This window comes from Streptococcus sp. NSSLK0004 (assembly GCF_059039125.1).
This window is the reverse complement of sequence record NZ_CM180142.1, coordinates 1,201,880-1,215,982: the sequence shown is the minus strand read 5'-3', so window position 1 is coordinate 1,215,982 and position 14,103 is coordinate 1,201,880. Positions and strand designations below refer to the sequence as shown.

Sequence of the window (14,103 nt, the reverse complement as noted above, 5' to 3'; positions counted from 1 at the left end):
CTGGAGTACTTCCTTCTTTTTGTAAAATAAGTTACAATTATTTTATAAAAGTGCTTGCATTTTTTGGTGTGTTGATGTATTATATATCTAACACAAGAGTGAAAGCTCATTAAGATTTTTTAAAAGGAGAGTTGGTATGTTAAAGACAAAAAAAGCTAAGATTGCTTTATTTTCAGGTTTGAGTGTAGCAGCAATTGCCTTGATAGGTGGAGCTCTGTATCTTGGGGGTAGCACGTCTACTTCCTCAAAAGAAACAGTGGACCAGTCGTTGAGCTACACTGTTGTCAAGGAAGGCTCTATCGCCTCCTCAACCTTGCTATCTGGAACTGTGTCAGCAGCGGAAGAACAGTACGTTTACTATGATGGTTCTAAAGGGGATTTGAATGCGGTTCTAGTGAATCAAGGAGATCAAGTACAAGTAGGAACGCCACTGGTTCAGTATGATACAGCAGAATTACAAGCGACATATGATAGTGCTATTCGTGCGCGTGATAAAGTAGGGCGTCAGATTTATGATCTTCGCACTAATGGTCAAACGGTTGAATTAACAGGTGATGAAGCAACAGATAGTTCAGCAACAGCAAGTGCACAACGTAGTCTCAATGCGCAATTGCAAGATTTGAACGATTCATATGCAGATGCGCAAGCTGCTGTAGATAAGGCAGCTACAGCTCTTAATGAAGCGACTGTAACCAGTACGGTTGCAGGTACTGTTGTGGAAATCAATAAATCTGTATCAAAATCAAATACTAGTACAAATCAGACTATTGTGCATGTAGTGAATCAAGGAAGCTTACAAATTTCTGGTACTTTGACAGAATATGACCTTGCGAACCTTTCAGTAGATCAGGAAGTAAAGATAACTTCGAAAGTTTATCCTGATAAAGTTTGGACAGGAAAAATTACTTACATTTCCAATTATCCAGAAGGAGATCAGGCGTCTTCTGCAACTGCTACAGGTGGAAATAATTCAGGCGCTAAATATCCATTTAAAGTGGCAATTACTAGTGAGGTTGGTGAATTGAAACAAGGTTTCTCAGTGAATATTGAAGTGGTTAATACTAGCACATCAATCCTCATCCCTCTAACTGCTGTGGTGCCAGAAGAGGACAAGACCTATGTGTGGACCATTGTTGATGGAAAAGCTAAGAAAGTTGAAGTCACACTTGGAAATGCAGATGCTATCAATCAGGAAGTAACTGGAGGTTTAACCGCAGGAGACCAAGTAATCTCCATTCCAAATGACAGCTTGGAAGATGGAAAAGAGGTTGAAGCCTATGACGAAACAGTTAATTAAGCTAACCGACATTAACAAAAGCTACAAAAATGGTGACCAAGAACTGCGTGTCTTGAAAGATGTCAGCTTGGAAGTTCAAGAAGGTGAATTTGTAGCCATTATGGGACCGTCAGGATCGGGTAAATCAACCTTAATGAACATCATCGGCCTGCTGGATCGTTCTAGCTCAGGAGAATACCTTCTCGAAGACACCGAAGTTAGTCAGCTGTCTGAGAAAAAACTGGCACAGGTCCGCAATAACCAGATAGGCTTTGTCTTCCAGCAATTCTTCCTCTTGGCAAAATTAAATGCCCTTCAAAATGTAGAGTTGCCCTTGATTTATGCCGGAGTTCCCGCAGGAAAACGCAAGGGCTTAGCCAAACAATTTTTAGAAAAGGTTGAGCTGGCGGACCGTATGGAACACATACCGTCTGAATTATCAGGTGGACAGAAACAGCGGGTGGCCATTGCCCGTGCCCTGGTAAACAGTCCGTCTATCATCTTGGCAGACGAGCCGACAGGTGCCTTGGATACCAAGACAGGTGAGCAGATTATGGACCTGCTAACAGCCCTTAACAAAGAGGGAAAAACCATTATCATGGTCACGCATGAGCCAGAAATCGCAGCCTATGCCACTCGGAAAATCGTCCTACGGGATGGAGTCATTACAGAAGACAGTCGAAAGGAGGGAGTGTAAATGGAAAATTGGAAATTTGCTCTCAAATCAATCCTCGCCCATAAGATGCGTTCCCTCTTGACCATGCTGGGTATTATCATTGGTGTAGCTTCTGTCGTTATTATTGTTGCTATGGGAAATGGGATGAGTAAGAGTATTGAAAAATCTCTGGCTGGTGATCAGGACAATGTACAGGTCTACTTTTCCCCGATTTTTGGAGAAGAGGAAGTCAATAGTGGTGGCTTTTTCTATACAACTGGCGGGGAAATGTCGATGGAAGAAGAGCCTGACTTGACTCATGCCATGCTACAAGGCTTGCTAGAAATTGATGGTGTCTCTAACTACTATATCAGTATTAGCAATATGGCTGAAATTTCTTTCGGCAATAAAAAGGCAGAGAATGTCAGCATCAATGGTGTCAGCCAATCCTTCTTTGATGTGAAACAATTTGATATTTTAGCTGGTCGTAAATTCACACAAACAGATTACAGTCGTTTTGCACGGATTATTATGCTGGATGTTAATTTGGCAGAAAAACTATTTGGTACCATGGAAGCGGCTCTCAATCAGACGGTTAGTATCAACCAAAATTCCTACCTAGTTGTAGGGATTTACAAGGATCCGCAAGCTGGTTCAGCCATGTATGGAATGAACTCAGGTGGAAATGCGGTGATGACCAATACCCAACTAGCTGCTGAAATGGGGATGAAAGAAAATAGTACCCTCTATGTTCACGTAGAAGATGTCGCGCGTGCAGCCGAGGTTGGTCAAGCAGCAGCAGATTATCTGACGAAAGAAACTGGTTTGCAAGAAGCTCGCTATGCTATCTTTGATATGTCAGCTATGCTAGAACAGTTTAGAAGCCAGATGAGCGGGGTGACCATATTTATTGGTGCCGTTGCTGGTATCTCTCTTTTAGTTGGTGGCATCGGTGTTATGAATATTATGTTGGTATCCGTTACAGAGCGGACCCGCGAAATCGGTCTGCGTAAGGCACTGGGAGCAACCCGTGGCAATATTCTTTTACAATTCTTGATTGAAGCTATGGTCTTGACAACTCTGGGTGGTGCTATTGGTTTAATGATTGCTCAAGGAGCGGTCTTTGCTATCAATGCAGGGCAGTTGATGGGAGCAGACATGGTAGCAGAAGTCTCCATACCAGTCGTCCTTGGTAGTCTTGCCTTCTCAGCCCTTGTAGGTGTTGTCTTCGGTGTCCTTCCAGCAAGCAAGGCTTCTAAGTTGGACCCAATCGAAGCACTACGTTACGAATAAGGACATTTAGTTTATCTTTTATTACCGCGGCTTATGAGGAGACTCCGTTTCCTTATTTCCGACTTCAAATAATTTAATTATTAGAGAACTCGTTGTGCCGTACCTTGCAGAAGTAACCTGCTTCGCAAGTTTTATCTCCAAGCTCCAACTGTCCCCCAGCTAGTTGGGACTAGTACTAAAAGCAAACTAAAAGACTAGAACACTCCCAAACGATTAGGTTTTCCTAGTCGTTTTTTCTTGTGAGCAAACTCTTTGACTGTATCACTAATTAAAGATAAAATACAATCATCCTTACAATAAAAATACCAAAGGAGAAAACATCATGGTAGAATTAGGCATTTCAACATTTGGAGAAACAACCCCTCTTGAAAAGACAGGGGAAACATACAGCCACGACGAGCGGATCCGTCAGCTGGTCAAAGAGATCGAGCTAGCAGATGCGGTGGGGCTTGATGTCTATGGGATTGGGGAACATCACCGTGAAGATTTTGCGGTTTCTGCACCTGAGATTGTGCTGGCAGCTGGTGCCGTCAATACCAAGCATATCAAGCTAACATCAGCAGTTTCAATCCTTTCCTCCATGGACCCTGTAAGGCTCTATCAGCAGTACACCACCATTGATGCTTTGTCAAATGGCAGAGCGGAAATCATGGCGGGTCGTGGTTCCTTTACGGAGTCCTTCCCTTTGTTTGGCTATGACTTGGCCAACTATGAGGAGTTGTTCGATGAAAAGCTAGATATGCTTTTGGAAATCGACAAGGAAACTAATCTCAAGTGGGAAGGGACGTTTACTCAGTCTGTCGATAACAAACCCGTCTATCCGCGTCCTGTTCAGGAAGATTTTCCAATCTGGGTGGCGACAGGGGGCAATGTAGAGTCCACCATTAAGATTGCCAAGAAAGGTCTGCCAATCGTCTATGCGGTGATTGGAACAGCCGCTAAACGCTTTAAACCGCTGGCAGATGCCTACCGCAAGGTAGCCCGCAACTCTGGCCATTCAGTAGAGAAAATCAAGGTAGCGGCTCATTCTTGGGGCTGGATTGCAGATGATCACGACAAGGCAGTGGAGGAGTATTACCATCCAACCAAGGTCTTGACAGACAATATTGCCAAAGATCGCCCGCATTGGAGCGAGATGACCAAGGCGCAATATCTCTACTCCCTGACAGACGAAGGGGCAACCATCGTCGGTGATCCAGAACACGTGGCCAAGAAGATGATTCAGACCATTGAAACCTTGGACTTGGACCGCTTCTTCCTCCACTTACCAATCGGCTCTATGCCCCATGAAGATGTCCTCCGTGCTATCGAGCTTTACGGTACCAAGGTAGCACCAATTGTCCGAGAATACTTCGCCAATAAAGAAAAAAATCAGTCCCAAGACTGATGAGGGAAGGATGAGATTAGGTTATACTATAATCAATCCTAAATATTTTTCATAATCTCCTTAAAAAGAAGCTTTGTTGGCTTCTTTTTTGTTTTAATAGAAAAATTTATTTTGATGGCAGGTAGACGGAGACTATTTTCTAGAGTTAGTGAGGTGTGAAATTCTTCTATTGGAGGCTTCTGTTTTCAACAGTGAAATGTACTATTTTATGTTAAAATAAGAAAGTGTTTGGAAAGAGATGTTTGTATGAGTTATAAAATGAAGAGAATGATGAAGAAGTTTTTGCTATCTTTGGTAGTATTTTGTAGCTTGGTAACAAGTAATACGATTTTTGCTCAAGAAGATTTGCTAGCGATTACCCAGGCTGCTGGTTATACGGTAACGGCAGAAGATACTCCTACTGGAGCGATTGTGATTGATGCGGACACTGGTCAAATTGTATATGATTTCGGTAGTGAGATAGCGCATGATCCCGCAAGTACAGCCAAAGTAATGGTTGCTTATCTAACTTTTCAAGCGATTTCGAATGGGACAATTAGCTTGGATACAGAAGTAACAGCAAATGAAACAGACCAAGCTATTTCTGATATCTATGCTTTGAGTAATAGTCGAATTGTAGCAGGTGTTCGCTATACTGTTAGAGATTTACTGTCCATGACAATGATTCAGTCTTCAAATAGTGCGACGTTGATGTTGGCACATGCAATCCATACAGGTGGAGATAGTTCATTTTTGAATTTGATGAATCAGACGGCACAGGATTTAGGTATGCCCCAGACGAATTTTACAAATGCCACCGGAGCAACAGCGGAGTCATTTAATGGATACTATCAGCCAGAAGGATTTGACCCAACAGTTCCTAGCACCTCGACAGCGAAGGATATGGCCATACTGACCTACTATTTATTAAAAGAATACCCAGAGATTTTGACCTTTACGAGTCAAAGTTCAGTGACCATCATGCAGGGGACAGATTCTGAGCAGGTCTTGACCTCAGCTAATCATTCACTTTCTGGCGATGCAGAGACAGGAATAGAGGGAGTAGATGGCTTAAAAACAGGCTCCAGTCCTACAGCGGACTATAATACGATTGTAACGGCAAAACGTGGTGACTTGCGATTGATTTGTGTTATCTTTGGGGCTAGTCAATGGGATAATGAAAATGGTGAGTATATTCGTCATTACTTTACTAATGCTTTGTTGGAGAATATCTTTAGTCATTATAGCCGACAGGTGCTGGTAAGCAAGGGACAAGTAGAAGTAAACGGTGAAACTATTGAAGTTGCGAATGACTTGTATGGCTTGGCACAAGAAGGAGAGGACACCGCACTTGAAATTAGAAACTCGACGCTTGGTCTAGCTCTAACTATCGATCCTAGTTACGGAGTGTCTCTGGTAGAGAGAAAAGTAGCCGTCAAATCGGTGCCTTCTAAGGAGAAGAATTTGTATCTTGTTGGAACAGTCAGTGCGTTAATGCTCTTTGCTATAGTACTTATGTGGTTATGGTACCGAAAAAGAAGGGAGAAATAATAATGACAATAATCGACCAAATTGAAACACTGAGCAAGGACAAACTTGGTCTGTTGACAGTGTTGTCAGGCGAGGATGTGGGACAATATCAGGTGGCAAGAGATAAACTGTTAGAGGTAATTGATTTTGATGTAGCTGACCTAAGTTACACATACTTTGATTTATCTGAGTCAGACTATGCACAAATAGAGCTTGACATGGTATCCCTTCCTTTTTTTGCGGATGAAAAGATTGTTATTTTGGACTATTTTTCAGATATTACTACAGATAAAAAGCGTTATTTAGGCGATGAGGAACTCAAAAAATTTGAACAGTATCTAGAGAATCCAGTGGAAACAACGCGTTTGGTTATTCTAGCAAGAGGTAAACTGGATAGCAAGCGCCGTCTGGTCAAAATTCTCAAGCGGGATGGTTTGGTTTTAGAAGCGAATCCCCTCAAGGAGGCGGATTTACGGACTTATTTCCATAGACAGATAAAAAATCTAGATTTAAACCTGGAGTCGAGTGCCTTCGAACATCTACTCAATAAGTCGAATTTTGATTTTTCAGAACTAACGAAAAATTTACAGTTTCTTAAATCTTTTAAAGGGACAAATACGATTACTGTAGCAGATATAAAGTTGGCTATTCCCAAAACCTTGCAGGACAATATCTTTGATTTGACTCAATTAGTCCTACGTTCTAACATGGATGAAGCCCGAAATCTTGTTCGTGATCTACGGTTACAAGGAGAAGATGAAATTAAGCTCATTGCTATCATGTTGACCCAATTTCGAACTTATTTGCAGGTGCAACTATTAAAAGAGCAAGGTAAGGGAGAACAGCAAATTGTTGTAGCATTATCGGAAGCAACTGGTCGTAAGGTAAATCCCTACCAAGTAAAATTTGCCCTAAGAGATTCTCGGAATTTATCTATTGGATTTTTAAAAAAAGTGGTGAGATTATTAATAGAAACAGACTTTAAGATTAAGACAGGTCAATTTGATAAAGATTATCTGTTTGATTTGGCTTTATTGAAAATCGCAACCTCATAATTCTCAGACAAAAAAATTGAAAAAACACTTTCAGTAGAGTAAACTAAAGATATCAAATAGGTATAGGAGAAAAAGAAATGGCAATTATTTTACCAGAATTACCGTACGCATATGATGCCTTGGAGCCACACATTGATGCGGAGACAATGACATTACACCATGATAAGCACCATGCGACCTATGTTGCAAATGCCAATGCTGCTCTTGAAAAACACCCTGAAATTGGTGAAGACTTGGTAGCACTCTTATCAGATGTGGACAATATTCCAGCGGACATCCGTCAAGCATTGATTAATAATGGTGGTGGTCACCTTAACCACGCTCTGTTCTGGGAATTACTTTCTCCAGAAAAAACAGAAGTACCTGCTGAATTAGCGGCAGACATTGATGCGACCTTTGGTTCATTTGATGCCTTCAAAGATGCTTTTACAGCAGCAGCAACAACACGTTTTGGCTCAGGCTGGGCTTTCTTGGTTGTTAATAAAGAAGGCAAGTTAGAAGTCATTTCAACTGCGAACCAAGACACACCAATTATGCAAGGTTTGAAACCAATCTTGGCATTGGATGTTTGGGAGCATGCATACTACCTTAACTATCGCAATGTCCGTCCAAACTATATCAAAGCCTTCTTTGAAATTATCAACTGGAATAAAGTTGATGAGCTATATAAAGAAGCTCTTAACAATTAATTTTTCGAAGAAACTGTTTGTATAAATAGGAATCCTAGCTTGTTTCTGAGCTAGGATTTTTTATTAGAATTTTTCCCATAAATAATAAAGAAGCACATCTTGGAAGATTTTGGTTAAACGTTGAAGAAAGTAATGTTACAATAAACTTGTCAAGTACTAAGTTGATGATATTTTATTCAATGACTTATACAAGAATACGTAGTTGGACTGGATACGGGGGCAAACGCTCGAACTACACTGTTCAGCGGATGAATAGTGACGGCATTCCGTAGATAGGTTCCAACGGACAATCGATTTTTGTGAATGTTGCCTGTTGCGAATACTGTTGTCAAAACTAAGATTCTCGATGCCTGTGTTCTTAACTCTACGCTAATCATTGTCAGCGTGACAGAATCGGTAAGACAATTGACCTAGAATGTTTACAAATGGTAATAAACAGTAGTGCAAATTCCTCTCGAACTCTAGGTCAAGAAACTCCTAAGCAATCTTTGTTTAAAATAGGAGGTGACATGCGTTTGTTATGCGCTCTTCTAGTTATTATCTGCTCTCTCTTACAGTCCTTTATCTGCAAGCAAAGAAAAATTCGATAGGAAAAAGCAGATTCAATTATTTTTTTACAACAAAAATGATACCGCTTCCAAAAAATATAGAATTTTGCTATACTATTGTTAGTATCATCAATCTGGAGAAGTGCTTATGATAAACAAGGAACATTACCAATTCTTGAAAAAACATCCATCATTTTCCTGCCTACCGGTTGAAGATTTTGATCAGTTGGCAAGGGAAATTCGTTTTCGAAAAATTCCAAAGGGGCAAATTTTTTTCTATGCTGGTGATAAGCGGGAATACTTATTTGTCTTATTAAAAGGTTATGCTAGAATTGAGCAGTATGATGAGACGGACACCTATTCCTATCTGGATTATATTCGAGAGGGAGGTGCATTTCCATTTGGGGATATTTTTTACAATCCCTACTATCATTATACAGCTATTGCAACGACAGACTTAGAGTATTTTATTGTGCCAATGGCTTTGTATGAGGAAGTGGCACGAAAAAATCCTGCCCAACTGGTTTATATCAGTCGCAAGCTATCAAAGATTTTGAAATTTCAGGAATTACGACTCCGTAATGCGATGATTTCAAAAGCAAGTGAACGAGTTGTACAGATATTAGCGCTCCTGTATTGGGATATTTGCCAAAGGGAACAACTAGAAACTTTACCTTTTGATATTCATATTCAAGAAATCTCTCGCTTGGCAGCCACGACTCGAGAAACGGCTAGTCATGTTTTGAAACAATTGAGGGAGGAAAAGAGAATTTGCTATAGCCATAAGAAATTGACTTATTTAGATGTAGATTATTTTTTGGAAAATTTGACAGAAGCACATTAAAAAAGAGCCAGGATTTTTGTTACCCGAGGCTCATCATATTTAGCTTGTATTTAGACTAGTAATTTGTTCTGCAATCAACTAGTAACTCTACTGATTAATCACGTTTTGTCTTTTCTTTTATCCATTGACTGACATTGATCAGTGTTTTACTATTTTCGACATTGGTCCGTTGCTGTTGAATGAAGTCCACAAAACTCTGTTGAACTCCCTCTCTTTGAACTTTGTCTTGAACTCGTTGCCATTTTTTCTTCCATTGTTCTGAAGTTCTTTCGTAATAGGCCTCTAATATCTCTTCCTTAGATTTATAGTTGCGATAAAAGGCGTTTCGTGATACACCAGCCTTTCGAGCTAGTTCTGAAACAGAAATCTGCTTTAAATCTTTTTTTTCTAGGAGAAATAGCAGAGCAGTCTCAATGGATTCTCTGGTTAATTGATTCATTTCTTTGTTTGATTGGCTGAGATTTTTTAGAGATTTAGGATGAATCTTACGTGGTTCCATAGACTTCCTTTCTGTTACATCGGATGGAAAATGCTTTCAGATGAAATGCTTTCATGGTATAATTGTAGAGTAAGATACTTTGCTTGTCAAATAAAAAAGTAAAAACGAAAAGAATCAGAAAGTTGGAAATTGCATGGTCAAATGGAAAATTATTGCAGATTCAGGTTGTGACCTCTTTTATATGCCTCAGTTAGCTCCTAATACAGAATTTGTGAATGTTCCGCTGACAATACAAGTAGGAGAAGAGACATTTGTAGATGGACCGGATTTGGATATAGACAAGATGATGTCGGATATGTATCAATCGTCGATGGCAGCTGGTTCTGCTTGCCCTAGTCCGCAGGCTTATACATTAGCTTTTGAAGGTGCTGAAAATATCATTGTAGTCACTATAACTGGAAGCCTGTCAGGTAGTTTTAATAGTGCCAGAGTGGCACGGGAAATGTATTTAGAGGAGCATCCAGATATGAATATCCATCTAATTGATAGTCTTTCAGCAGGGGGGGAAATGGATCTTCTTGTTGAGAAAATTAATCAATTGATTGGGGATGGGAAGTCCTTTGCGACGGTTGTAGAAGAGATAACTGCTTATCAACAGAAAACGAAACTTCTTTTTGTTCTTGAAAAAGTAGATAATTTAGTGAAAAATGGTCGTTTAAGTAAGCTACTCGGAACAGTTGTTGGCCTTCTCAATATCCGCATGGTTGGAGAAGCCAGCCCAGAGGGAAAATTGGAGTTGCTTCAGAGAGCGAGAGGCCATAAGAAAGCCGTTAAAGCTGCTTGGGAAGAACTGAAAAAAGCAGGTTACAAGGGTGGACGTATTATTATTGCTCACCGCAATAATGAGAAATTTTGTCAACAATTTTCAGAGTTAGTTAAAGAGCATTTTCCTAAAGTAGTTATTGATTTAGTTGCAACATCTGGACTGTGTTCATTTTATGCTGAAGAGGGCGGTCTACTTATGGGCTATGAAATTTAAAATGATAAAACAGGTCGGCTCAGCCAACCTGTTTTTGAGGTTATTAAATGAAAAAGTATGGATTGATTTTATTGTTTATTATTCTGGGTTTGAGTGTCTTTATCTGGTTTTTAAGGCAGGAGCCTAGCGAAGAAATATTACAGGAGGGGAGGATAAACAATCAGTATCATCAAGCAGTTGATTGGAGTAAGGCAGGCGTGGATGCAAGACGTTATCAGATTGATTACCAGGAAGTGAGAGATGCGGTAGCAAATGGTGCCAAGCTTTATGATGCCCGTGATGCGGTCAGTTATCAGCTAGGGCATGTTGAATTTTCTGAAAATATTCCTTTGATGAACTTGGAATTGGGGAAGCTTCCTGATTTAGATAAAGAAACTCCAATTTATGTGTATTGTAAAACTAGCATGTGTTCTGATAAGTCTGTGAAACTTTTTCGACAATCAGGCTTTCAACATGTTTACGATTTAGGTGGTCTGGAGCAAGTTGAGGCGATTGGAGGAAAGATAGACTGGTAAAAAGCTAGGGATGTTTTGTTATCAATTTTATCAATTGTCCCAATCGTTCTGCCAAGCTTCTGTCGAAAGTCATTTGCAAGTAATAGTTAGAAAGGCCTTCAATTATCAGAGCTCCCAATTCATTGTGTTTGATTGGAGCAGTTAGAGAGTTGAGTGGTAGCTCGATGGTTAGTTGATTCCTTGTCACTTGATATGGAAAATCAAGTGCTTCCTGTTTTACAATTTCCAGTATATTTTGTTCAGTCTGATTAGCCAAGTCGTACAAGTGCTGATTGTTTCTTGCAAACATACCATTGTCGATGTAGAGAGATAAAGCTTTTTGCATAATTAGATTTGTATCGTAATCAATCAGACTTTTGTATTGTAAAAAGTTCTCTTGTAGCTGGGCGGGGAGAGAAATTCCACCTAATCGCAAAGCAGGGAATAGAGTGGGAGTAAAGGATTTGATATAGATAACTAAGTCATCTGTGTCTAGATAATGTAGTGGCAGTGCTTTTTGTTTATCAAAATCTGCTAGATAATCATCTTCTACCAGATAAACGTGGTATCGAGCTGCTAATTCCACAATTTTTTTTAAAGTATCTGTATTATAGCTAGTTCCTAGAGGATTGTGTAATCGTGGAATCGTATAGAAAAATTTGATTTTACCTGTCTGAAAAATTCGTTCTAGCTCATCTAAATCAATCCCCGCTAGTGTGCGCTCGATCGTTTGATACGGAAGTCCTTGTTTTTCTACCAAATCATACATACGGTGGTAGGTAGGAGTTTCTAGCAAGATTTCTGTGCGATTAGGACCAAAGTCTATTTGACTGAGAATATACAGAGCCTGCTGGCTACCTGCAGTTATTACTAGCTGGTCTTTTTTTGTATAGACATGGTAATCAGCCAGCAATCTTTGTAAGGATTCAATCAATTCTTCTAATCCTTCTTGTTGGTGATAGTAATTGAAAAGATAGTTTTCTCGACCAACCAAAGTCTCACTTAGACAAGTCTGGAAATCTTTGTAAGGTAGTTGTTGGAAATCTTCAGGATTTAAGTCCAAACTTTTATTTTGAAAATCTGGGTCATCTAAAACGTAGTAACCGCTCTTTTCTACAGCATAGATGCGATGCTGATATGTAAGTTCTTTGAGAGCCTTTTGAACAGTATCCTTGCTACACTGGTAGATTTGGCTCAATTGACGGATAGATGGTAGTTTTTGTCCGCGTTTATAGTCTTGGCGTTCGATGCCTGTCAGGATATCTTGTACAATAGTCTGATAAATTGTCATTAGCTGTCCCCATACAGTTTTTTTTATTGTAGCTTAAATAGAGTGAGAAGGCAAGAGCTTAGTGGATAATGGAGGTACGTGAACAACTTTGGTTGAAATATAAAAAAGTATAAAAATACTTTCATATGGTATACTAGTTATATGAAAATATTCCTTCCAAATGCTAAAGAATTGAATACTAATCTAGATAATCAGCCTTTTTCTCCTTTGTCAGCTTATAGTCAGCCAGTAGGGATGCGACTAGCAAGTCTTTCCACAGCTGACTTAGCAAATTTCTATAAAATGAGTGAAGAGAGAGCGCAATTAGAAGCGGATAGATGGGAGCGGATTCAACAGGGACAAGCTAAATCTTATCCTGCTTTTAAGCTATACGATGGTCTCATGTATCGTTATATGAATCGTTATGACTTGACTGGCCCTGAAGAGGCGTATCTAGCCGAACATGTACGTATCGCTACGGGATTGTATGGTTTGATTTCTCCATTTGAACTCATTTCCCCCCATCGTTTAGATTTTCAAGGTAATCTAGAGATTGAAGGGAAATCCTTAAAACAGTACTGGCGAGAGCAGTATGATAGTCTTGTAGAAGAGGATGAATTGCTTATTTCTCTTTTGTCTTCGGAGTTTGAGCAAGTTTTTTCACCGAGAATTCAAAAGAAATTGGTTCGGATTGTATTTATGGAGGAAAAGAATGGACAGTATAAAGTTCATTCAACCATATCTAAGAAAGGCAGAGGTCGCCTTGTTTCTCTCATGGCTCAAGAACAGATAACTGATTTAAATGAACTCATAAATTTGGAATTTGATGGTTTTCACTACGCGGAACATTTGTCTCAATTACATAAAATTGTCTTTGTAAGGGAAAAATCAAAGTAGGAGTGGACCCTATTCTTTATGAAGTTTATACATTAGAATACAATTAATCCCCCAAAAATATTAGATGTAACATCTAGTTTCTTGGGGGATTTTAAGTATAGAAAATTTTTAAGTTTGAAGTGCTTTATTGAGCATTTTTGAACTTCTTTAATAAATCTGCTAAGGCTATTTGCTCTTCTTGAGATAGTATGGAAAAAATTTTACCAATATTATCGTAGTGCTCAGGCAATATTTTTTCAATAGTTTCGCGACCAACAGAAGTCAAACTGATTCGGGAAGCACGTCGGTCAGTACAGTCGGGAACTTTAGTAATATAGCCATCACGAATCATATTGCGAATGACAACGGTCATATTTCCAGAGGTGCTGAGTAACTTGTCAATCAAATCTTGAATACGTAAATCGCCTTTGTTATAGAGCGCTTCTAACACACCAAATTGACTGGGGGTCAGATTATATTTTTTAATAGTTTCCATTTCTTGTTTAACAATGGTATTTTCAGCCCGACGAAAAACGACCAAGCAATGTAAAGCATCACGATGCATTTCTAAGGATTCATCTATTTTCTTCATAGCTCTATTTTATCAATAATTAGTTTTTGTGACAAGTAATCGTAGTCTTTTAACAAGAAAATTACGAGTATCAATAGCCATAATGTTTAGTTTGTAGTATAATAATACCATTATGGAAAAATCTCGTAGAAACAGAC

General features: G+C 39.4%; 13 protein-coding genes and 1 pseudogene. 11 read left to right on the top strand and 3 right to left on the bottom strand.

Annotated elements, in window-relative coordinates; all coding sequences use genetic code 11:
- Window positions 1-136: 136 nt before the first annotated feature.
- The 8 genes from AC4CS8_RS06220 to AC4CS8_RS06185 all read left to right on the top strand — a co-directional run bounded on the left by AC4CS8_RS06220 (window position 137) and on the right by AC4CS8_RS06185 (window position 9,256).
- On the top strand, window positions 137-1,297 hold the full coding sequence (locus AC4CS8_RS06220) for an efflux RND transporter periplasmic adaptor subunit (RefSeq protein ID WP_493892411.1): 1,161 nt from the start codon (window positions 137-139) through the stop codon (window positions 1,295-1,297).
- On the top strand, window positions 1,278-1,973 hold the full coding sequence (locus AC4CS8_RS06215) for an ABC transporter ATP-binding protein (RefSeq protein WP_493892410.1): 696 nt from the start codon (window positions 1,278-1,280) through the stop codon (window positions 1,971-1,973). The genes AC4CS8_RS06220 and AC4CS8_RS06215 overlap by 20 nt, the downstream gene beginning before the upstream one ends.
- Window positions 1,974-3,224: an ABC transporter permease gene (locus AC4CS8_RS06210; protein ID WP_493892409.1), complete on the top strand. Its 1,251-nt coding sequence runs from the start codon at window positions 1,974-1,976 to the stop codon at window positions 3,222-3,224.
- A 322-nt stretch (window positions 3,225-3,546) separates the two neighbouring features.
- Window positions 3,547-4,611 (top strand): LLM class flavin-dependent oxidoreductase, encoded by a 1,065-nt coding sequence (locus tag AC4CS8_RS06205; RefSeq protein ID WP_493892408.1) that lies wholly within the window; start codon window positions 3,547-3,549, stop codon window positions 4,609-4,611.
- A 246-nt stretch (window positions 4,612-4,857) separates the two neighbouring features.
- The gene (locus tag AC4CS8_RS06200; RefSeq protein WP_493892407.1) at window positions 4,858-6,141 is read left to right on the top strand and encodes a DUF1958 domain-containing protein; all 1,284 of its coding nucleotides are present in this window, start codon (window positions 4,858-4,860) and stop codon (window positions 6,139-6,141) included.
- Window positions 6,142-6,143: 2 nt separating this feature from the next.
- On the top strand, window positions 6,144-7,175 hold the full coding sequence (gene holA / locus AC4CS8_RS06195; RefSeq protein ID WP_493892406.1) for a DNA polymerase III subunit delta: 1,032 nt from the start codon (window positions 6,144-6,146) through the stop codon (window positions 7,173-7,175).
- Between the two features lie 77 nt (window positions 7,176-7,252).
- Window positions 7,253-7,864, top strand: a complete 612-nt coding sequence (gene sodA / locus AC4CS8_RS06190) for a superoxide dismutase SodA (protein ID WP_493892405.1) — start codon at window positions 7,253-7,255, stop codon at window positions 7,862-7,864.
- Between the two features lie 696 nt (window positions 7,865-8,560).
- The gene (locus AC4CS8_RS06185) at window positions 8,561-9,256 is read left to right on the top strand and encodes a Crp/Fnr family transcriptional regulator (RefSeq protein WP_493892404.1); all 696 of its coding nucleotides are present in this window, start codon (window positions 8,561-8,563) and stop codon (window positions 9,254-9,256) included.
- A gap of 262 nt (window positions 9,257-9,518) precedes the next feature.
- On the opposite strand, the pseudogene AC4CS8_RS06180 reads toward AC4CS8_RS06185, so the two are convergent.
- A pseudogene (locus AC4CS8_RS06180) lies at window positions 9,519-9,755 on the bottom strand (TetR/AcrR family transcriptional regulator); the annotation flags it as partial.
- Between the two features lie 133 nt (window positions 9,756-9,888).
- On the opposite strand from AC4CS8_RS06180, the gene AC4CS8_RS06175 reads away from it, so the two are divergent.
- Both AC4CS8_RS06175 and AC4CS8_RS06170 read left to right on the top strand, forming a co-directional pair.
- A complete protein-coding gene (locus AC4CS8_RS06175) occupies window positions 9,889-10,734 on the top strand; it encodes a DegV family protein (RefSeq protein WP_493892403.1) in 846 nt (281 codons plus the stop codon).
- A 47-nt stretch (window positions 10,735-10,781) separates the two neighbouring features.
- The gene (locus tag AC4CS8_RS06170; protein ID WP_493892402.1) at window positions 10,782-11,249 is read left to right on the top strand and encodes a rhodanese-like domain-containing protein; all 468 of its coding nucleotides are present in this window, start codon (window positions 10,782-10,784) and stop codon (window positions 11,247-11,249) included.
- Between the two features lie 4 nt (window positions 11,250-11,253).
- Here the strand turns inward: AC4CS8_RS06170 and AC4CS8_RS06165 are convergent, their stop codons facing one another.
- Window positions 11,254-12,519 (bottom strand): aminotransferase-like domain-containing protein, encoded by a 1,266-nt coding sequence (locus tag AC4CS8_RS06165; RefSeq protein WP_493892401.1) that lies wholly within the window; start codon window positions 12,517-12,519, stop codon window positions 11,254-11,256.
- 141 nt (window positions 12,520-12,660) lie between these two features.
- Here AC4CS8_RS06165 and yaaA point away from each other — a divergent pair, with 141 nt between their 5' ends.
- Complete coding sequence (gene yaaA / locus AC4CS8_RS06160) at window positions 12,661-13,395, top strand: peroxide stress protein YaaA (protein ID WP_493892400.1); 735 nt, start codon at window positions 12,661-12,663, stop codon at window positions 13,393-13,395.
- A gap of 124 nt (window positions 13,396-13,519) precedes the next feature.
- Here the strand turns inward: yaaA and AC4CS8_RS06155 are convergent, their stop codons facing one another.
- Complete coding sequence (locus AC4CS8_RS06155; RefSeq protein ID WP_493892399.1) at window positions 13,520-13,966, bottom strand: MarR family winged helix-turn-helix transcriptional regulator; 447 nt, start codon at window positions 13,964-13,966, stop codon at window positions 13,520-13,522.
- Window positions 13,967-14,103: the final 137 nt, after the last annotated feature.